This window comes from Paenisporosarcina sp. FSL H8-0542 (assembly GCF_038632915.1).
Lineage (GTDB): Bacteria > Bacillota > Bacilli > Bacillales_A > Planococcaceae > Paenisporosarcina.
In genome coordinates this window covers 1,769,971-1,789,817 of sequence record NZ_CP152050.1, presented here as the reverse complement: position 1 = coordinate 1,789,817, position 19,847 = coordinate 1,769,971, and the positions used below count along the sequence as shown (strand labels likewise).

General features: G+C 36.1%; 17 protein-coding genes and 1 pseudogene. 4 read left to right on the top strand and 14 right to left on the bottom strand.

Annotated features, from left to right (window positions below):
• The first annotated feature begins 49 nt into the window (after nt 1–49).
• Complete coding sequence (gene mscL / locus MHH33_RS09355) at nt 50–436, top strand: large conductance mechanosensitive channel protein MscL (RefSeq protein WP_016427184.1); 387 nt, start codon at nt 50–52, stop codon at nt 434–436.
• Between the two features lie 222 nt (nt 437–658).
• On the top strand, nt 659–1,552 hold the full coding sequence (locus MHH33_RS09350) for a DNA/RNA non-specific endonuclease (RefSeq protein ID WP_016427183.1): 894 nt from the start codon (nt 659–661) through the stop codon (nt 1,550–1,552).
• Nucleotides 1,553–1,659: 107 nt separating this feature from the next.
• On the opposite strand, the pseudogene MHH33_RS09345 reads toward MHH33_RS09350, so the two are convergent.
• Nucleotides 1,660–1,881: pseudogene (locus MHH33_RS09345) on the bottom strand (DUF6366 family protein).
• Between the two features lie 287 nt (nt 1,882–2,168).
• Nucleotides 2,169–2,606, bottom strand: a complete 438-nt coding sequence (locus MHH33_RS09340; protein WP_342543685.1) for a VOC family protein — start codon at nt 2,604–2,606, stop codon at nt 2,169–2,171.
• 611 nt (nt 2,607–3,217) lie between these two features.
• On the opposite strand from MHH33_RS09340, the gene MHH33_RS09335 reads away from it, so the two are divergent.
• Nucleotides 3,218–3,622, top strand: a complete 405-nt coding sequence (locus MHH33_RS09335) for a DUF3888 domain-containing protein (protein WP_342543753.1) — start codon at nt 3,218–3,220, stop codon at nt 3,620–3,622.
• A gap of 255 nt (nt 3,623–3,877) precedes the next feature.
• Here MHH33_RS09335 and MHH33_RS09330 read toward each other — a convergent pair whose 3' ends face one another.
• The 12 genes from MHH33_RS09330 to MHH33_RS09275 all read right to left on the bottom strand — a co-directional run bounded on the left by MHH33_RS09330 (nt 3,878) and on the right by MHH33_RS09275 (nt 19,040).
• A complete protein-coding gene (locus MHH33_RS09330; RefSeq protein ID WP_342543684.1) occupies nt 3,878–4,267 on the bottom strand; it encodes a hypothetical protein in 390 nt (129 codons plus the stop codon).
• A gap of 313 nt (nt 4,268–4,580) precedes the next feature.
• The gene (locus MHH33_RS09325) at nt 4,581–5,327 is read right to left on the bottom strand and encodes a formylglycine-generating enzyme family protein (protein WP_016427181.1); all 747 of its coding nucleotides are present in this window, start codon (nt 5,325–5,327) and stop codon (nt 4,581–4,583) included.
• Between the two features lie 240 nt (nt 5,328–5,567).
• Nucleotides 5,568–5,981, bottom strand: a complete 414-nt coding sequence (locus tag MHH33_RS09320; protein ID WP_342543683.1) for a hypothetical protein — start codon at nt 5,979–5,981, stop codon at nt 5,568–5,570.
• Nucleotides 5,982–6,028: 47 nt separating this feature from the next.
• Complete coding sequence (locus MHH33_RS09315; RefSeq protein ID WP_342543682.1) at nt 6,029–6,445, bottom strand: DUF4304 domain-containing protein; 417 nt, start codon at nt 6,443–6,445, stop codon at nt 6,029–6,031.
• 79 nt (nt 6,446–6,524) lie between these two features.
• Nucleotides 6,525–6,875 carry a hypothetical protein gene (locus tag MHH33_RS09310; protein WP_016427180.1) on the bottom strand — a complete coding sequence of 117 codons (351 nt, stop codon included), beginning with the start codon at nt 6,873–6,875 and terminating at the stop codon, nt 6,525–6,527.
• Nucleotides 6,876–7,022: 147 nt separating this feature from the next.
• Complete coding sequence (locus MHH33_RS09305; RefSeq protein WP_342543681.1) at nt 7,023–7,508, bottom strand: hypothetical protein; 486 nt, start codon at nt 7,506–7,508, stop codon at nt 7,023–7,025.
• 86 nt (nt 7,509–7,594) lie between these two features.
• Complete coding sequence (locus tag MHH33_RS09300) at nt 7,595–7,924, bottom strand: hypothetical protein (protein ID WP_342543680.1); 330 nt, start codon at nt 7,922–7,924, stop codon at nt 7,595–7,597.
• A gap of 168 nt (nt 7,925–8,092) precedes the next feature.
• Nucleotides 8,093–12,199 carry a phosphodiester glycosidase family protein gene (locus MHH33_RS09295; protein WP_342543679.1) on the bottom strand — a complete coding sequence of 1,369 codons (4,107 nt, stop codon included), beginning with the start codon at nt 12,197–12,199 and terminating at the stop codon, nt 8,093–8,095.
• 900 nt (nt 12,200–13,099) lie between these two features.
• Nucleotides 13,100–16,612, bottom strand: coding sequence for a S8 family serine peptidase (locus tag MHH33_RS09290; RefSeq protein ID WP_342543678.1), 3,513 nt, complete (start codon nt 16,610–16,612; stop codon nt 13,100–13,102).
• A 419-nt stretch (nt 16,613–17,031) separates the two neighbouring features.
• Nucleotides 17,032–17,658, bottom strand: a complete 627-nt coding sequence (locus MHH33_RS09285) for an FMN-dependent NADH-azoreductase (protein WP_016427175.1) — start codon at nt 17,656–17,658, stop codon at nt 17,032–17,034.
• Between the two features lie 71 nt (nt 17,659–17,729).
• Nucleotides 17,730–18,314 (bottom strand): DUF3238 domain-containing protein, encoded by a 585-nt coding sequence (locus tag MHH33_RS09280; RefSeq protein ID WP_342543677.1) that lies wholly within the window; start codon nt 18,312–18,314, stop codon nt 17,730–17,732.
• 141 nt (nt 18,315–18,455) lie between these two features.
• The gene (locus MHH33_RS09275) at nt 18,456–19,040 is read right to left on the bottom strand and encodes a DUF3238 domain-containing protein (protein WP_342543676.1); all 585 of its coding nucleotides are present in this window, start codon (nt 19,038–19,040) and stop codon (nt 18,456–18,458) included.
• A gap of 151 nt (nt 19,041–19,191) precedes the next feature.
• On the opposite strand from MHH33_RS09275, the gene MHH33_RS09270 reads away from it, so the two are divergent.
• Nucleotides 19,192–19,665 carry a MarR family transcriptional regulator gene (locus MHH33_RS09270; protein WP_342543675.1) on the top strand — a complete coding sequence of 158 codons (474 nt, stop codon included), beginning with the start codon at nt 19,192–19,194 and terminating at the stop codon, nt 19,663–19,665.
• Nucleotides 19,666–19,847: the final 182 nt, after the last annotated feature.

Sequence of the window (19,847 nt, the reverse complement as noted above, 5' to 3'; positions counted from 1 at the left end):
ACAATATTTTATTCTTTTTGTAGACTGAGAGCAAAGGAGTGAGAAAAATATGTGGCAAGATTTCAAGAAATTCGCGTTAAAAGGAAATGTTATGGACTTAGCAGTAGCGGTTGTAATCGGGGCAGCATTCGGTAAAATCGTCTCTTCCCTCGTTGCAGATATTATAACTCCATTGATCGGCGTGTTAATGGGTGGTATTGATTTTACAGGAATCATTATTCCAGTTGGCGATGCAGAAGTGATGGTCGGAAACTTCATCCAATCCATCGTGGACTTTCTCATTGTTGCCTTCGCAATCTTCATGGTCATCCGTATCCTGATGAAATTCCAGCGCAAAAAAGAAGCCGTGGTTGAGGATGGCCCAGTAATAGATGCAAAAGAAGCTTTGCTTACTGAAATTCGCGACTTATTGAAAAACCAAAAAAATGATCAGTAAAAAATGAATCTGATACTTTAATATTGGTGATTCCTATAAAATTTAATAAAATGAAAGGCAATAACATTTTTTATATATCAAATATGTTATTGCCTTTTTTGATTTCTTAGAGGGTTTTGTTTGTCTTGATATTTACAAAGATAAAATAGTTTGTCCTCTTCTTATAAGAAGGAATTTAAAATCAGTTGTAGAATACCTAATAAAAAGAAGGAGGACACAACTTTGAATGAAAATCAGAAATTGTTAATTAATGAACTTGTGCAAGGGCAAGAAATCACCAAAGATAATTCTGATGAGATGATAGTTGAGATATTAAATGATTCATGGTATGAAGCTTCGGTTGGTTATGACCCAAAATTTCTTGGTGATGATTATGAGGTTCCACATCCGACATTCCGAAGTGATGAACAGGATATTGCCCTTCTAAAAGACGGAAGCAAGGTGCTTCATTACACTCATTTTTCGATAGTCATGAGTAAGTCACGCCGTTTAGCATATTATACGGTGGTAAATATTGATGGAAACCAATTGAGAAGTATTCAACGTAATGATAAATGGTATCTGGATCCTCGTATCGAAATAGAATACCAGTGTGGTCCTGAATTATATAAAAACAATCCACTTGATCGAGGGCATCTAGTCCGCCGCAGCGATCCTATTTGGGGAGATGCAGCGGAAAAGGCGAATAAGGATACATTCCATTTCACAAATTGTGCTCCCCAACATAGCGATTTAAATCAAAAAATCTGGTTGGATCTTGAGAATTATATTTTAGATAATGCTGAAAACTGGAATCTAAAAGTGACAGTGTTTACTGGACCAGTTTTTAGGGAGGATGACATTGTTTACAGAGGTGTTAAAATACCTTCAGAGTTTTGGAAAATCGCTATTATGGTTAAGGAAGATGGTAACCTTTCTGCAACTGCTTATTTACAGACTCAAAAAGATCTTATTGAGAATTTGGAATTTACCTACGGTGAATATAAAACATATCAAGTTCCAATATCAAGTATAGAAACAATTACAGGTCTTAATTTTGGGTGTTTACGTAATCACGACCCAATTAATCCACTAGAATCACATGTGATTGAGGTACCTGAGGATATAAAATTCTAGACGTAACCTAATTAATAGAACATAAAAGACCCTAGTGATATTTTCATTCACTTGGGTCTGCCTATATATTTAAGTCTTCTATATGAAAGTGGAAATATTAATCAGATTTAATATAATAATTTGTAAAGTACATATCCAACTATTAATACAATTATTAATATTCCTGTTCCTTTCCAACCTAAATCACCAACTAAATCTGTTATATTTCCATTTTCACCTCGATTTAATCCATCTCTTATTGCACCATACGGATTTTTTTTAAGTTCTTATTGTCTTAATCTCTCTCTTTTTTCTTCTGGAGTTTCTTGTCGATTATTCAAACTAAACATCCCTTTGATTACTGTATTTTCTTATATCTTAGTTATACCTTCTTCCACTCCTGCCTCGTTAGTTGAATAATAAAAAGTCTTTACCCCTTCTTGAAGTAAAGCACTCGTTAGACATTGTAGCTCCTGAATCTTGAACTCAAGCACCCGTTAGTTTAATAAGAACAGAAACGCTTACATAACAATCGCGCCCGCTTGCGGAACAACTTTATCGACGTGATTACATATTTAACTGGAGGTATGTCAAAATCCATCAATTATTGGCCCGATAACTATTAATTACGCTTAATTTATTTGATTTGCTCCGCCAACTCTAATATAATTCCCTCTGGCCCACTGCAGTAGCATAACTTATAACTTTCTTCATAGTGTAGTAACTCACTAAAGATTTCCATACCTTTCTTTTTCAACTTGGCAACAACAGCTTCAATATCTTCAACAGCAAATGCAATATGCCGGATACCCAGGGTATTTGCAAAAGGTTGCTGAATTTCTCTTTCATCTGACGGACTATAAAATTTGATTAGCTCTATCCATACCTGACCGTCTGGAGTCCCTAATCCTACACATGCTACTTTTACGTCATTAAGACCAAATACCTGATTCATGAACTCTCCTTCCATTTCCCATTCCCCTTGCACCTCAAGGCCAAAATCGAGAAAAAACTCTTTAGCGGCAGAGAGATCATTTACGATTACACCTACATGATCTATTCTGAGGATTTTCATAGCTCATACCTCCTACGTTCCTGTTATTTTGAAATATTCTGTATCCTTGATAAGTTTGTTTGTAATTCTAATTCGCTAAAAAATAGAAAACATCCTTGTTCAACAAACTGGCCCGATTGTTGAACACAAGTTAAACAACTATGTTCAACTAAACTGCTCCGTTAGTTTAATAAGAAAAGATAATTAAACTAATCCTTTTAGAATGGAACCACAAAGTAACATTAAGTATTAGGAGATTCTTTCTTCTGTTTCCTTCTATATAGATAACGCCATATATAAAAAATCAACCAACCCATTACAGGGAATAAAGACACTAAAGAATGGTAATTAATTTCAGTAAAAAGCATAAATAATACACTTCCTAACACAACTGGTACCATAATAACAAACCATATTCTAACTTTCTTGTTTTTAAAACTTAGTTCAAATCGGAAGCTCATTATCTACACCCCTAATTTGAAATGATTAAAGTTAATACGTAATTCTTTCCAAAAAGTTTTAAATTCAGTTCAAATAACCTGCCCCGTTAGTTTCAATAAGCACATACTTTATTCAGAAAAGGTCACAATACAATTATTTAGATAAAGTCGTAAAGAGGTGTATTGAAGAGAATGAAAAAGAGGATAATCATTTTTATACTTTCCCTTGTTGTTATTACTTCTTTTCAAACAACAATCCTTTCATCAGCTGAACCAACTCAAGACTCTGAGGAGCTTAGATTACAGGATATGCTTATGAACATGCTAACTCCTTATATTGCAAAAGATTTGAATAACTATTATTACCCGAAGATTTTAAAGGATTTTTCACCTCAGGTCACTCCATGGAAAATTGAAGTGATTGAAACAAGAAGAGTAAATGGTTTTCGTGGCTTTAACTTAGAAATTACATTTGAAATTGAGCCTACCGATGGTGGACACTGGGTTCCAGTAGGGAAGGACCGAATGACCTATGAAATATCTGTTGGACCTGAGGTTAAATTGATAAATCACACGCACCTAAAGACGTATAAATAACCTCCCGAATAATAAATAGGCTTCAACTAAACTGCCCCGTTAGTTCAATAAGAAAAAGGGCTGTTTAAACAACCCGATGATCTTTAACTAAGCACCCGTTAGTTGAAGAAGGAATATTAATCATCAATTGTTTTACAGCAAGTATTACTTTATTACTGGCAAGGTCACCTTTAACTAAACTGCCCATTAGTTCAATAAGAAAAAGAGCTGACTAGCAGCTCATATGTCACCAACTAAGCAACGTTATTTCATTAATTAATTGATTTTTAATATGATTGTTTCAGTATGGCTATTCCATTCTATTGTTACTATAACCTCAGATTCTTCAATGATTTTGGCATTGGTTGGATTACCTTCAGCACTAGCTTTTAGAGTTCCATTTTTCTCCAATGATAAACCGCTACCGCTAAAACCTCCTGCATTAGTCTCTACGATATATTTAATTTCTCCAACAGAGTCTACGTCATTGCCTTTATATTGAATTTTTAATTCCTGTTCTTCATATTCGTCTTCGGTTTGAGTAACCTTTAATTCTGCCATCCAATTATCCGACTCTCCAGAAAAAGCGAATGTTTTATAGCCACAAGCTGAAAGCAAAAATGATACCAATACCAGCAACAATAATACTGAAATACTTCGACGCATAATACATCCCCTTTAAATTTATACCCCTGTCCAATGGAAAGTGCTTAAAAGTCTCAATAATTTACATATATTAACTTATTCAACACCATTCCAAAAATCCCTTTTTATTCAACTAACCTCCCCCGTTAGTTCAATAAGAAAAAGGGCTGTTTAATCAGCCTGATGATCAAACTCGAAGTCTTCCTTCATCTCACTCCCTTCAAAATAAAAAAAGCCTTTTGGAGTTAATGTCTATAAATAGACGCATGACCCCAAAGAGCATTGTATTTAAGTCCTGAAGATACAAACAAACTGTATCGTGTTTAGGTATTAATTATAGAATAGACCTTGCTAATCGAAAACCTAAATCATCAATAGTGAATGTTGGATGTCCTCGTCTTCTAGACGTACTACCGCACCCTCTTTCCTCCTCAGCCCAACTACCTCCTCTAAAAATTCGATATTCTCCATATGTCTCGATATCATATAAATCCCAACACCATTCCCAAACATTCCCTATCATGTCGTATAACCCAAATAAATTAGGTTGTTTTAAACCTACTGGGTGAATTTTGTTATCCGAGTTTCCTTTATACCAAGCTATATCTTCAAGCCTACCATATGAATATTTATTTATATTAGCTTTACATGCATATTGCCATTCCGCATCAGTAGGTAACCGAAATCCATTTGCTGACCAATCACATGAAATATTCGTTGTATCATCTAAAATTTCATAAGCAGGTTTTAAGCCTAATTGTATCGAAAAAGAATTACAAAATTTTATGGCATCTAGCCAAGAAACATTAGTCACTGGTTTACGATCGTTTAAAGTAATTTCAAACTCATTATTTAAGATGGTATTATATAACGATTCAGTTACAGGTAGTTTATCCAAATAAAATCCATGCACTTCTACAACCATTATTTTTTCAGTATGCCCTTTTCTTGAGCCAGGCATTGCTAACTGATGATTAGCACTTAACCATTTGTTGGTAACTCGGTAATCACGTATTAATTCTGTACCGCTAGGAATAGAAACAAATTGTTGTTGAACATATTCGTATAAATTATTTTTCATTACTAACTCCTTTATTATTTAACTGCCCGTTACTTTAAGTAAATTTCTTCACAAACTTAACATTTACATTAACATAATTTAATTATCCTACTGTTGATTATCTGGTCCGCTTTCATTTAACTGAAAGGCAACCAAGTTGCCTTAAAATCTATGTATCCATCTATTCATACAGCTTAAAAGTCTGCTTTATAATCTTCAACTAAACCACCCGTTAGTTGAAGATTATTCGAAGACAGGGAATTATTTTACTAATTCTTCTCCTGTTAAAATTTCATATAGGTCTGCTGAATCTTGCTTTGTTAATTTCACATATCTACTACTATCGCTACGTATCTCTATATTTTCACCATTTTGGCTAACCCATAGTGAATAAGACGCTATTTTGTCTTCGCTGCTATTCTTAAACGGAAATTGAAATTGGTAGTCAGCATAGCTTGCCACTTCTACTTTTTCATTTTCCCAATTAGCATTTTTCACTATACCTATCGCTTTTTTCACCTGTTTTCTTTGAGTGACTTCTTTGAAGTCTTCAAAAATATTTTCTTCACCAGTTCGTTTCTGCACAGTTATTTTTTGCCCAATCATTTCATTCAAGCAACCCGAAGTAAATAACAGAACACCTAGTAGAGAAAAAAATAGTATCATTTTTTTCAATCTGATTCCCCCTTGTTACTACTTTCTTCTTGAACTAACCTGCCCCGTTAGTTTAACAACATAGAAATCCAAAAACGGTCTGATGTATTTAATAAACCCACAACACTTGAAGCTATTTCCTCAAAATCGTCTTCTGTTTTTGCATTCTCAAAATCAAACCATATTCCTTCTTCATCAACTGATTTTGCTCCTAACCTAAACCGATTGTTTAGATGATGAGTAGTTGCTTTGTTTGGTGGGATTTTTTCTCCCCAACTCATAGTTACACCTTCTATTGGACACGTTTCCAATTCAACTCCAAATGAACCACCCCATCTGTTGAATTGGATAGTAATTAAATCTATAATCTTTTCATTTGTCCGTCTAAAGTGAGGAAACGAGCCTTTAAATTCTTGTTTTCTTAAAGCCGGTATCACAATTTTTTTCAAGGCATTATCCATCATTTTTCTTTGATTCGATTCCATTTTTTCTCCTTTCTCAGGTTAATTTGTTCAACTAACCTGCCCCGTCAGTTGAATAAGGTTCTAAATATTTCAATGTCAGTTATTTCTCTATGATGAGGGTCAATTGCTTTCTTAGAGAAAGCACATTTATTTGATGATTCCCTTTTGAGTAATGGGGAGAAGCATCTATATCCGAACTCTCAACTCTTTCCCATCCATTCGCTTTGATAACTAATTTATACCCAAATGGTATCCCATTTTCTTCGGATGCGCTGGACCAATCATAAATTACCGCGTGTTCATTTTCTTTAACTAGTTCAGCCTTTTTAGGAATAGGGAAGTCAAATAAATCTTCCGATGGTTCGTAGAGAGAAACTGTTATGAAATAATAGATTGCTCCTCCGATTAAAAGTGTAGTTAAAGCAAGTGTCCAACCAATTGTTTTCTTCAAGTTACTTACCATTCCTCTCCCATCTTCTTTCCTCTATTTACATATTCTCCACAATCTGCAAGTTAACCTTTTTTAACTAAACTGCCCCGCTTGTTCAATAAAAAAAGGCTTCTTAATCAGCCGATGATCTCTAACTAACGCATCAGTTTAATTAGAATCTTTATCTCGTTCCTTTAAATAATTTTCATATGCCTGTTGGACTTTATCTTTTTTGGGAGATATAGATAAAATACTTTTATGTAGGTCATTTAGTAAATACAATCCTCTAAATATACAACCAACAACTATTCCAAAAGCAATGACCCCGCCTATAAGTGGTCCCATAGTAAGTAAAGCAAATCCTAAAATCGTACTCAAAACTATTGAAAGAAGCAAATACACATTAACCCTCCATTCCCATTCATCTTTTGAAAGCCTAACGCTTTGCATACCGAACTCTTCAACTAACCTGTCCGTTTGTAAACTATCCATATGTCTTAATTTCGATAGAATTGGCAATATTTCCTTTAACGATACTTTTTTTAGGAGGAACAAAATTGCTACTGTCAAAAGCATGGGAAGCATTTGAATCTGATAAAAGGATTGAAGGCTTTTCTCCACAGACATTAAAGGCTTATCGGCTCCAATTGTCATTACTTATTGAATATTTTAAGGATATTGAAATAACAACTCTGGACACAATTCAATTGAAAGAATACCTTGCGATTTCAGGGAAGCATTTAAAACCATTTCTTGTGAATTTCCCTTGGCTTTTCAATCAAAAACCAATCAATTGAGTGTGCAGTTGTTGTCATCGATTTCTTACGACGGATTCTAATCTTTTCGTGATTTGTATAGTGAGGATAAATCGCAGTAGACTTCATACCTTTTACATTGGAAAATTTAATACTTTCAATCTCATCCCAAAAAACTTTATTCCCTTGCAGGTCAAATACAACCCCTTCATCATCCCAATAATATCCCTTACCCTCTTTTCTTTTTCTCCAAAGGTAAATAGAATATCCTAAAAAAACAAATGAAAATAATACCCCAATTTTGAACCACTTCAACCAAAAAACAGAGCCACTTCTGCAATGAGGAGGGCACTGAGAAAAAGAAGCTAATCACCTTTTATATAGTTGATTAGCTTCTTCCCAATGCACTAACAAGTAAATTTAACAATAAAAGGTGCTAGTACCACCCATAATTCGGATGATATCTAGCACCTTTTTTATTTTTTACTCTTCATGATAATCTTTATTTACAACTGTAAATTGATCAATGGTTTCACCGTCAGATGAAACAGTGGTGAAGCTGATTTGATCTTTGTTCACTTTGGCTTGTAATGAAATTGCGATATTTTCCATGTTGACGAAGTCAAATTTCTCATCTGCCACGGCATCATAGTGCTTTTTACCGGTTGTACCGGCGACCACATAAACCGTTCCGTTCGGATCTTCTTTTCCGTCTTTCAGCTTTTTCGTTCTGCCATAGGAATGATCATGGCCAGAGAACACGATGTCAATCCCTAATTCATCGACGACCGGTGGCAGTTTTTGTTTCATGAGTTCATTCCCGCCAAACGGATTTGTGTAATAAGGAGGTTTGTGTGTCACAAGGATTTTCCAAGGTTTATCGGAATTTGTGACATCCTGTTTCAGCCACTCTAACTGTTTGTTCAAAATCTCGGTATCATCGGTGTATCCTAGTACGCTAATGTGCATGTTATTGTAATCAACCGAATATGTCCCGCCTTTGTCTGCCTCAGGTCCATTTTCAGGGGAGTTTAAGATGGCTTTTGCTAGCTGACCATTCGCATCTCCCATGTATTCATGATTTCCTAGCGCCGCAACAAGATCGGTGGAACGAATGTTGCTGTATTGGCTTAAGACATTTAATGTATCATCCCATTGTTTAAATTTGGAGGATTCGTCAATCAGATCGCCTACATGGATCATGAACGATAAGTCTTTTTTATCAAGATCCCCAAGAATTTTCGTAAAGTCACTTAAATCTGCTGGCGATTGCGTGTCACCTAAAACGGCAAATTCAAAGCTTTGCTTCCTCATTAAAGTGGTGAATTCTTGCAGCTCTGACCAGTTCTCTCCATCTCCCACTCGATAAACGTATGTTGTCCCTTGTTGTAATTTCTTTAATGTGACTTCATTTACTCGGACGATTCCATTTTTCGTAGGATCTTGCTCCCCAGAGAATACCTGGTTAGTGGATGATCCGTCGATGGTTTCTAGCGACCGTTCACCTTTCTTGTCAAAATCCTTTTTTCGTGCAAATTGAATAACGGGTTTTTCTTTCGCTAACGGACTCGACATCCATGTGAAACCTTTTCCTTTATGAGGATCACTTGTTGGAGTGGAAAGGATATTTTTTATTTCTGTCACTGCCGCAAGAGGCGGATAGGTCTGCGTGTTTACTTTAAACGAATACTTTCCATCCTTTACAGCATATAAAGAGATGTTCTTCACTTCATTTGTGATAGTATCCACACGGAGAACACCTTTTTCATCTGTTTTTCCTACTAGAACAGGTTCCGTGTTGCCATTGATGATGGCGAAAATTTCTGCGTCAGCGATTAACTCGTTGTTCATATCTTTCACTGTCATAACAACAGGCTTCCCGATTAATATAGGCTCTGCGATAATATCGAAGGCACCTTTCACTTCGAAGCTGGCTGGTGCCATTGAATATGTCGAAACGAAGTTTTCTTCTTTTGGCTCCGTGTAGCTTAAGCTAGCTTCTATCATTTCATAGGTTAATTTGCTGCCTTCTTTTGTCGATGCAGGAATGCGAATCTGAATCGTTGCAGCTTCTGCGGTTGCCGCTGTTTCGCCGCTATTCATTAGATTCAATGTAAGTATTCCAGTTTCAGTATCATAGCTTGATGTACTTGTGTTGAACCCATTAGAAAAAGTAACATTTTCCACTGGGAAGTTCTTATCTAATTGCATTTTAATGGTGGAGCCAGAGATTTCAGATGGATTGTCAGCCTTCACTACTAGGTCAAACACATCACCTAGCAAGGCTTGATCTTGTTTTTTGACCAGTTCCATCTTTGCCGCGCCAGTGTTCACGGTAAAATAGACCGTTTTAACGGCTTGGTTTCCGAATTTATCAGGGACCATAAGGGTTATTTGATGGGTTCCATCCGCCCATTGTAATCCACTTAATGAGACCGATCCATCCATATCAAATGAAAAATGACCTTCTAATTTGGAGTAGTCTTTACCATCTACTAAAAATCTGATTTTTTCCCAGTCAATTCCCGTTTTAAAAGGATCATCTTCATATTCATTCACATTTGCTTTCAAATTGACCGCATTTTTCGTGAATTCTTTCCCTTCTACGTTAATTGATTGGATAACTGGAGGATTTAAGTCATCCACTTTATCTCCATATACGGCTCTAATATTATCAATATAGATGGTGCCTTTTCTCAGGGGTACGGTGATTCCTGATTTCGTAACCATTAATCTTACCGCTTGTGTTCCTGATATTTTGAACGGACCTGTAAAGGAGGCTGGTATGTCGGCCTCGATGTATTTCCAGCCTGTCCAATTGATCCCTGGTTTTTCTTGATTAAGATTAATGGTTTGCGTTTTGCCGTTTCCGTCCACAATGTTCATTCTCAGCCAATAACCTTGTGCATCCGGAGTTGCGTAAATCCACACTCCAATGCTGGAGGGATTATCTGGAATTGCGATATTTGAGCCAGGTCCTGCATAGGCTCCAAGGGTGGTTCCAGTTTGTGCACTTGTTAGATCAAAATCCAATTTCAATGACTGATTGCCGAATCTTACTGGTGCTGGATAGGCAGCCAAACCTAGTGTCGCTTTTTCACCGCGCCCCACAACAGATGGTTTCCAGCCCTCAAGCCCACCTTCAAAATCAAATAAGACTTCAGGAAGCTTTCCAACCGAAACATTGATTTGTGCTGAAAGGTTTGTCCCCTTCAAGCGAGCCGTAATCGTCCCTGAAACCGTTTTGTCTCCAGTACGGAGGACACCAGATTCATCAATGGTTCCCATTCCTTCAGGGATGTCAAACTCCATATCTTGAGAGTTCCAGTGTACATTTCTCTTTTGGAATTTTGTCATTAAATTTAAATTGGTTTGACTATTTTTAGCTGCTGTTAGCTCTGTTGAAGTAAAGGACATCTCATCAGGCTTAGCAATTTCAACGATATTTTTTCCAACCAGATTGCCCTGATATTTCAGGATGATTTCCAACTGTCCTGTTTTTCCATTTGATAAAAACTTTCCATTCTCATCGATCGTACCAAAGGTTGAATCAGACAATTCCCATGTTAAACCGGAGGCTGGCAGAGATGCTGAAGCCATGGATTTGTCTCTTCCCTTGGCCGTGAATGGAATCGTGGCACTTGGGGTAAAGGATTGGTCATATGGTTCAATATGAGCCGAATCAAAAAGGTGGTCGGATGGCTCTTTCGAGACAATCAGCCAAGAGTTTGCTACGCTTCTTTCTGAACGGTCAGAAGGTTGATTGTCTACCTCAAGATTATCGCCGCCCAGTTCGCGAGTTGTGAAGGTAGAAGACCCACCTCCATCAAGGTTTAACGCATTTACTGCCCCTAAATCGATCATTAATTGTGCTAATTCAGGCATGGAGATTCCAGCTGAATATACCTCTTGTCTTCCGTCGACCACGACAAAAAATACATCGCCGTCTGCTTTAATCCCTACCGCTGTTCGAGGCTCTCTATCTGCTCCCGTTTGTGGAGTTTGATAGACTTGACCATTTTTCACGAGAATGGCATTCCCACCCAGCGCTTCTTGTAATTGATCTTTCATTCCATCATATAGAGTTGAGTCCCCAATGACGGCTTCACCAGATTTTTTGATTCCGAAGAATTTTTGTGATGCTGAATACTGAGCCTTTAATGCTTGTCCATCTTTGTAAACAACGCCTATTGGTTCACCAGTAGCCATATTATAAAAATCAGCATTCACAGCTGCCACTACTTTACGGTTGTCGCCATTTGCTGCATTGGCTTGCTGTCTAACGGGCTGCAGGCCAAATGCTGCTCCGTCATTCGGTGTACCTGCTTCAATGGATACGCTCGAATTTTGTACATCAACATCCACTACGAAACTCTCAATCTTTTTTCCATCTTTTCCTTCAAAGCTGTAGTGTTTTTCCGTTACACCCGGAGCAAGACTAGCTTGATATTCATTGATGGGTGTTTGAATGACGGGTGAGTTTAAATCGAAACTGCCTAAAGCTGATGTAAGACTTGGCGAAATAATACTGCTTGCCAATGCAAAGGACATGGTAATCGGTAAGATCCTTTTTTTCCAATTTTTCCTCATATAGAACCTCCAAAATTAATGGTTAATTAAATTTGCTATAGATCCCTTGATACAGTACTTTCTACCACTTATGTGCTGCTGGTCCTTCTGAATTGAAATCTTTAATTAATAGGAGTTCATAGAATGTACCTTCTTGTTTAAGCGTAAATATGTATACTGAAAAATGGCTCCTCCTTCGCCAAATACCATGATAGCCACTCAAGCTATCCCCACTAATATATATTAAAGCTGTATTGTTAATAAAATACGTCTTAGATATTATAGATTTGTAAATGATCTATTAAATAAACATTAAGGACTTTAACTCTAGCATTCACAGTAGGTTGACATAACACCCCGATTGGGATGAGGAACAGCATCTCCTCTAAAATAGGCAACGGTGATATTACCTTTTCATATCCGGTAGCCATCAAGAACTTAGGCGTCCAGCCCCCACAATGTGGAGATTGGGATTCGGCGTTTCGCTTTAGAAACAGTTACGAGTCCATCCCTGCTCACTATTATCGGTAATCCACAACCATACATATTTACATAAGAAAAGCGAAGTGACTAGTCACTTCGCTCTTCACTCTTAAATATAATGTTACGTGTGTTTTTTTGGTGGGGATTCATCGGATCTAGATAGCAATAATGATGGTTATCGCGCTACTTAGAAAAACAACCTATTTAATTAATGCATAGTTCCATAGACTTATATGTATAAAAATTTATTGAAAATATTATCAGTAATACAATAATATAATAGAATTTCAAGTTATTTGGACATGATTTCATTATGTAGAAATCTATAATGAATTACCGAATGTATATATGACCTATTCTTTTGTTAGATCCTAATTCCGAGAACATACTAAGAAAGCTAACCCTTTATTAAGGTTAGCTTTCTTTATTTTTTATTAGTTATTGAAGAACTGTAACTTTTACTGACGTTGTTGATACTTTAAAACCATCTTTTGTTACTAGATCAGCTGAAATAAAGTAGTTACCATTTGGAAGATCCGGTTTAGGTACCCATTTTCTATGAACTTCTTTTTCATTTTTAACTTCAAATGTATCGACTATATTACCATTTGTATCTTTAACATAAAACGTCCAGTCCGATCTGTTTTGGGCAAAGTAATCTAGCTCAGTTGGAGTGTTATTGTTTAAACTTTTAGTCGGCCATACACTAGAATTGGAAAGGACCATCCATTCACTCATATATTGTGGACTTTGATCTCCCCAAACGGTGTAAGAGTGGTTAAACGCGTTGTCTGCTCCAATTACTACAATATTTTTCGGTTCGTAGTTTAATAGTAATGTTGACTCTTTTCCTGGTAGATAATAATTTCCGTTCACCCAAACCATTGCAGCAACATATCCACTTCCGTTTTCATTATCTGTGCCTTTCCAGGAAATTTCGTATTTTCCATCCTTTGGAGTCACAGTAATGTCTGTAACTTTAGGTAGTGTCGAATCTACTTTCACAGGCATTTTAACTTCCTGTGGTTTTGCGCCTGGATAGTCTAATGTCGATTTAATCACATATTGATAATTTCCATCTTGTACAAATTGTCCAGATTCATCTGTCATATCCCAAGGATAGAGTTCATTGTAATAAGTATCCCCAATTGACATGATATTTTTTCTGAATTTCCATGGTGTCCCTGTATATTCACTGAAGTCACCTAAATATTTAACGATATTTCCTGATTGATCTTCAACAAACATTTCTGTTTTTTGTAGATTACGTAAAGACGTAAATGAAGAATAGATACCATTTAGATGGTAGTTTGGCGAGATGGCAATTTTGTTAAGATCAAACGTTCCAGTACTAGGATCATATCCCTTTGGATAACGTTCTGATGTTCCATCCCAAAGTGCAGTATAACCTAAAAATGCATCTTTTTCCCATGCAGGAGGATCGATATTTAGTGGTTCACCCCAATTTCCATAAAAGCCCATATAAGGAACGGATAAAGGCACGGCTTTATCTTGGTCCTTGGTAACCGGAACTAGACGAACAAATCCTTCTACAAAACTATTTTTCTTTAAGGAATCTGGTAAATTCACATTAACTGTCAGCTGTTTTGTTTGACCAGGTTTAATTTTAAGAAGTGCTCCTTCTGTTACTGTCACTTTTTTATCATTGACAGTGACGGTTGCTCCATTGATTCGTTCACTTTTTAAAGTTAAATACTCCTTGGAATCCATGTCACCATCAAAATCTAAATCATATTCTTTCATTTCAGTCTGATCCTTTAAAACATCTACAAAAACTTGGTATTCGATATCCTCACTATTATTATTTCCCTTAGGAGTTTCGAATGCTTCCACGTTTAATTTAAAGCTTGTAGTTTGTCCAATTTCCTTTAAAGCAACTGCTCCAGCTTGTTCTAAAGGCGTGTTTCGACTTCTCACAATGACAGGTGTGTTAATGGCATTTTGAATTTTCATTAAACCAGATCCTTGTAAGCGTGGTGAATATGGTACTTCACCGTTTGTTTTTGGATCCATGAGAACATTAGCTGTATTCATTAAAGCAAGTTTTGCTTTTAAAACTGTATCTTCTGAATGGGTTAATCCTTTTTGATAAAGGGCCTGCAATAACAATGCTGAGCCGCCTGCAACATGAGGTGCTGCCATTGATGTACCGCTCATGATTTCATAATCATTTCCTGGAACAGTTGAATAAATATTTCCACCAGGAGCCGAAATCTCAGGTTTAAAATCTAATGTACTTGGAGAACCATAGGATGAAAAACTGGACATGTTGTCTTTTTTTGCATTATCTATCCAAGTTTCCCCGTCTAATTTCATCTTGACGGTTTGACCACTTTTTAGTTTATTTAATAGTTCTTGGCCTGGAGCCTTACCTGTTGTAGCAGTTGGAATTGAATTTTCAGTTAATCTTAGATAAGGATAATCAGTCGCCATATTATCAGCTGGTATTATGATAACCGCTTTTGCTCCATACCTTTCTGCGTTAAATTGAATACTAGAATAAGAAGTATATTGATTTAATAATTTTATTACTGCAATGTAGCCAGTTTTATTGGCGGGAAAATCAGCTTTGCTTCGTCCTTCGTTTGCATACACCATTTCATATTCTTGATTCGGATTTAAAAATCTTGAAAGTTTAAAATTATATTTTGCAGGAAACATCGTTTGATCTTGGAAAGGAAGGTTAAAACCATCTGTATCTGCTAAAGTATTTAAATGCAATTTTGTATTTTCATAGGATGCTACCGATAAAGCATATGGACCTACACCCGGTGCACCAACTGTCCCAATATCAGGATTTTCTGCATATGGCTTTGAAGCAGAGTCAAGAAATAAATTATTTTTCGTACTATGAGCGGAATTACCAGCTGCCACTACAACTAGTGTTCCACGCTCTGTCGCAACTCGAATGGCTTTTTGAGTCGGATCATCTTCTTCACTAACATAGCCTGCATCAACACCTAAGCTCATGTTGATAACATCTGCACCCATTGTAACGGCATGCTCGATTCCTGCGATAATATCATCCTCATAGGCTCCGCCGCCCATATCCGAGAATACCTTTTCTGCTAATAGTTGAACACCTGGAGCAATACCAGCGACCCCACCAGTTGCTTCGTCCCCATTAGCTCCAACTGTTCCAGCAACGTGTGTTGCATGCGAACTACCATTTAACCCAGGGATGACATTTGTATCATTGTCTGCCCAATCATAACCTGTCGGGACTTTATCTGAATACCAAATTTCGTTTACATCTGTATCTGCCATTTTTTGATTCATTTTATCTTGAGTCCATTTTTCTTTCGCTTTTGCATTATCAGATAGTTTCATATCTTTGTGTGTATGATCAATCCCAGAATCTACGACCGCTACAACTAATCCTTCACCTTTATAGCCATATTGTTCCCAAACTTTTTGAGCTTGTACCAATTCTTTACTAGCTGCCATCGTTTCATGGAATGTTTTAGCAATATGTACATTCGTAACTCCTTGAATAGACTCGATTTCTTTCAAATTCTGAAACTCAGTTTCTAAACTGAATCCGTTAAAACCTTCAAAATAACGATGTTTCACTTTAGTAGCGGAATTTACTTTTGAATTTTTCGTTTTAGTGATTGCATCAATCACTTTGTCTTGCTTTTGCTTCATCATTGACTTTTTATTTTTTGATGATTGCTCCACATCAGTTAGCTGTTCAACTTCAACGATTAGGCGGACCATTTCATTCGTGCTATACGCTTTAATTAAACCTTCTTTAGTAACAGCTTCACTATAAAGATCCTTACTTTCTTGCTCCACTATATCTTCCAATGGTTGAAACTTGGTTGAAGTGTCATTCGTTTCTGCAAAAGCTGTTAAAGATGTTAGAAGTAAAGATGTGACAGCTGCAGTAGACATGACTTTAAATGCTTTCAATTTACTTTTTTTCATTTACGTCTCTCCTTTTTGAGTTTATATTTATTCCACTTACCCTTATCATCCCATATTTCTACTTTTCTGAAAATTGAACATAGGATGTAACTCTTGCTGTTATTGGTTCTATACATGCATAAAACAAAAGTACTATACCAAGAGTGATATAAAAAGGGACAGGATATATTTTTATAAGTGAATTTTAATTATGAAAACGGAACTAGTTGATTTCGAGCCGCATAAATGACTGCCTGATCACCTCCTGCCCCGTCAGCTCAAAAAGGAAAAAGGCTTTACTTTCTTCTTAAGTTGCATAGTATCAAATATAGCAATTCCAATCATTGCCCAAAAGTAATGAGATAAGTGAATAAAAAAAAGCAGTACCACCACTATAAAAGTGTTGGTACTGCCCTACAGGGTGGCAAGCATTATGTTAATTAGAATGTACTTGCTACTTTAACAGCCTTTTCAAGCCCAGCAGCAATAATTGCTTCTGCTTTATCAGGAAATTGGCTGTGACCTTCAATCACTACTTTCTCCATGTCTTTTACACCGAAGAAGTTCATCATACTTGCTACATATTTAACAGCCATTTCTACTTCAGCTTTTGGTCCTTCAGAATATACACCGCCACTTGCGTTTAATAATGCTATTTTTTTATTTCCAATAAGACCTACTGGACCTTCTGGCGTATATTTAAATGTTTTGCCCGCACGGTTTAAGTAATCAATATATGTGTGTAGTACAGCTGGGATAGTTAAATTCCATAAAGGGAAACCAAATACAACTTTATCAGCTGCAAGGAATGGATCTAAATATTTATCAGCAACAGCTACTGCTCTTGCTTCTTCTGCTGTTAAATCAAGTCCTCTACTTGCCTTAAATGTACCGTTAATCATATCTACACCTACATATGGCAATTCTTCCTTGAATAAATCAAGCTCTATCACTGTATTATTTGGATGTGATTCTTTGTAGCTTGCTAAAAAAGCCTCATATAATTTCACACTAACTGCTTGGTTTGCTGGGCGATCGTTTGCTTTTACAAATAAAACTGTTGTCATTCTCTTTTCCTCCTGTTGCTCACTCTTATGTTGTTATATATTTATTCACTAAAAAGGGAATCCTATTGGCTTTACAATATCTTTTTAAAACTATATTCCATGTCTCCACCTAGAGCTTCAGCTGTATCACCAGTTTCTCTGAAGTCATGTGTATGAATCTTTTCAAACGGACCATAGTTTACTTGCTTATAAAATTCATAACAAGGGAATCCATCATGTGCACCTTGAATATCGACAGTACCATCTTTTTTGACATGTACAGTTAATAGATAATCAACGGGAGGTGCATATACATTTAATGGGTTGCCAGCACTAGCACTCATTTGAAATTTGACGTCATCTGACCTCCATACAACATCAGTGCACAAAATACCTTCCGTACTAGCTTTTCCTGTTTTTTTATTAACGGAACCATCAGTAGTTGTGATTCTTTCCGTTGTTATGCCAGTATTCGCATATGTGAAGATTTCTTTTTTATATAAATCTATAACTACTTCTTGTTCAATTCTGGAACGCATAGCGTTTACAGCATATGGTGTAAATTCACGTGAGTCACCTTCGAATTGAATCACGTTTCCTGTTTGAGTATCCTTCTTAGGTTCAGTCCAAGACATTGGAATAAATACACTTGCTCTAACTTTAACGATATTAGTCATGAGACACACCTCTATGATTTTTAATTTTATTTTGGATAATAATATTGAGCCATTGAGCAAAACAGATCGCAATTTCTTTCGTATAAATTATTGCTTTTCCTTTAATATTTGCTGCTTGTAAACTTCTACTTATATTTATATCTAGATTGTCGTTTTAAAACTGTATTCCATTTCCCCAGCTAGCGTTGCCGGAGTGTCACCAGTTTTTCTGAAATCATGTGTATATATTAATTCAAATGGACCAAAATCTGTTTGTTTATAAAATTCATAGCAGGGGAACCCATCATGTGCACCTTCAATTTGTGCAACACCACTCTTGTTAACATGTATAGTTAATAAATAATCAGCCGCAGGTGCTGCTGCATTTAAAGGATTGCTTGCACTTGCCCTCATTTCAAAAGAAACTTCATCAGTGCCCCACACAACATTAGTACATACAATATTTTCTGTACTTGTTTTTCCTTTTTTATAATCAATAGAACCATCTGGATTTGTAACTTTTACAGTTACGATACAAGCATTTGTATATGTGAAAATTTCTTTTTTATAAAAATCAATAATCACTTCTTGCTCTAATCTTGACCGTGTAGTGTTTACAGCGTTTGGTGTAAATTCACGTGCATCACCAGTGTATTCGAATATCTTTTCTGTTGCAGTATCTTTAATAGGTTCCAACCAAGCATACGGTGCAAATACACTTCCTCTAATTTTAACGATGTTAGCCATGAGAACCCTCCATAATGTATTAATTTTGTTACGGTGAATCCTATTTCTTTTATAATTGAACTATGGTCAACTTGATTGACTACATGGTGTATAGTACAATGGGTTTCAAATAAAGTCAACCTAATTGACTTTATTTAAGGAGGTTTTATGTATGAATCATGAAGTATTTAGTGAATTGGATCTTACATCACTATTATCATTATCCTTTAGTACATCAATTAATGAATTACATGACAGATTGAGTGAATTGGGATTTGGAGATATTAGACCTGTACATGGTTTTATGTTTAAATGCATCACTCCCAATGGAGCAACAGGTATAGAACTAGCCGAATATTTAGGAATTACAAAGCAAGCTGTGAGTAAAATGGTGGATTATCTTGAGAAAAGTGGCTATGTAATGCGCAAAGCTCATCCCACTGATAAGAGAGGTAAAATTATTGTTTTGACGGAACGAGGTTGGTTAGTAGTGAAAGCAAAAGAGAAGATACTAACTGAGATTGAGCAACGTTGGATTGAAAACATAGGTGCTGAACGCCTGCAAATGCTCAAAGAAGATTTAACAAAATTAGTTTATGAAGCAAATGGAGATAAATTACCAACGAGATTAAGACCTGTCTGGTAATCATAGAGATTATAAGTGGGACTATTTGCACATTCATCAACATAAAAAATACATAGTCTCCATAAACAATAAAAGTAAACTAATTTGTATACTTCTAAATATACATGCTTATTGAACTAACCTGCCCCGTTAGTTCAATAAGAAAAAAAGCTTCACTCCTTGTTGAAGTAATATACTCAACT

What these genes read in the sequence shown, in the direction of transcription:
- mscL (WP_016427184.1), top strand. Translation starts at nt 50, where the DNA reads ATGTGGCAAGATTTCAAGAAATTCGCGTTAAAAGGAAATGTTATGGAC.
- MHH33_RS09340 (WP_342543685.1), bottom strand. Translation starts at nt 2,606, where the DNA reads ATGAAAATCCTCAGAATAGATCATGTAGGTGTAATCGTAAATGATCTC.
- MHH33_RS09335 (WP_342543753.1), top strand. Translation starts at nt 3,218, where the DNA reads ATGAAAAAGAGGATAATCATTTTTATACTTTCCCTTGTTGTTATTACT.
- MHH33_RS09330 (WP_342543684.1), bottom strand. Translation starts at nt 4,267, where the DNA reads ATGCGTCGAAGTATTTCAGTATTATTGTTGCTGGTATTGGTATCATTT.
- MHH33_RS09325 (WP_016427181.1), bottom strand. Translation starts at nt 5,327, where the DNA reads ATGAAAAATAATTTATACGAATATGTTCAACAACAATTTGTTTCTATT.
- MHH33_RS09315 (WP_342543682.1), bottom strand. Translation starts at nt 6,445, where the DNA reads ATGGAATCGAATCAAAGAAAAATGATGGATAATGCCTTGAAAAAAATT.
- MHH33_RS09305 (WP_342543681.1), bottom strand. Translation starts at nt 7,508, where the DNA reads ATGACAATTGGAGCCGATAAGCCTTTAATGTCTGTGGAGAAAAGCCTT.
- MHH33_RS09295 (WP_342543679.1), bottom strand. Translation starts at nt 12,199, where the DNA reads ATGAGGAAAAATTGGAAAAAAAGGATCTTACCGATTACCATGTCCTTT.
- MHH33_RS09290 (WP_342543678.1), bottom strand. Translation starts at nt 16,612, where the DNA reads ATGAAAAAAAGTAAATTGAAAGCATTTAAAGTCATGTCTACTGCAGCT.
- MHH33_RS09285 (WP_016427175.1), bottom strand. Translation starts at nt 17,658, where the DNA reads ATGACAACAGTTTTATTTGTAAAAGCAAACGATCGCCCAGCAAACCAA.
- MHH33_RS09280 (WP_342543677.1), bottom strand. Translation starts at nt 18,314, where the DNA reads ATGACTAATATCGTTAAAGTTAGAGCAAGTGTATTTATTCCAATGTCT.
- MHH33_RS09275 (WP_342543676.1), bottom strand. Translation starts at nt 19,040, where the DNA reads ATGGCTAACATCGTTAAAATTAGAGGAAGTGTATTTGCACCGTATGCT.
- MHH33_RS09270 (WP_342543675.1), top strand. Translation starts at nt 19,192, where the DNA reads ATGAATCATGAAGTATTTAGTGAATTGGATCTTACATCACTATTATCA.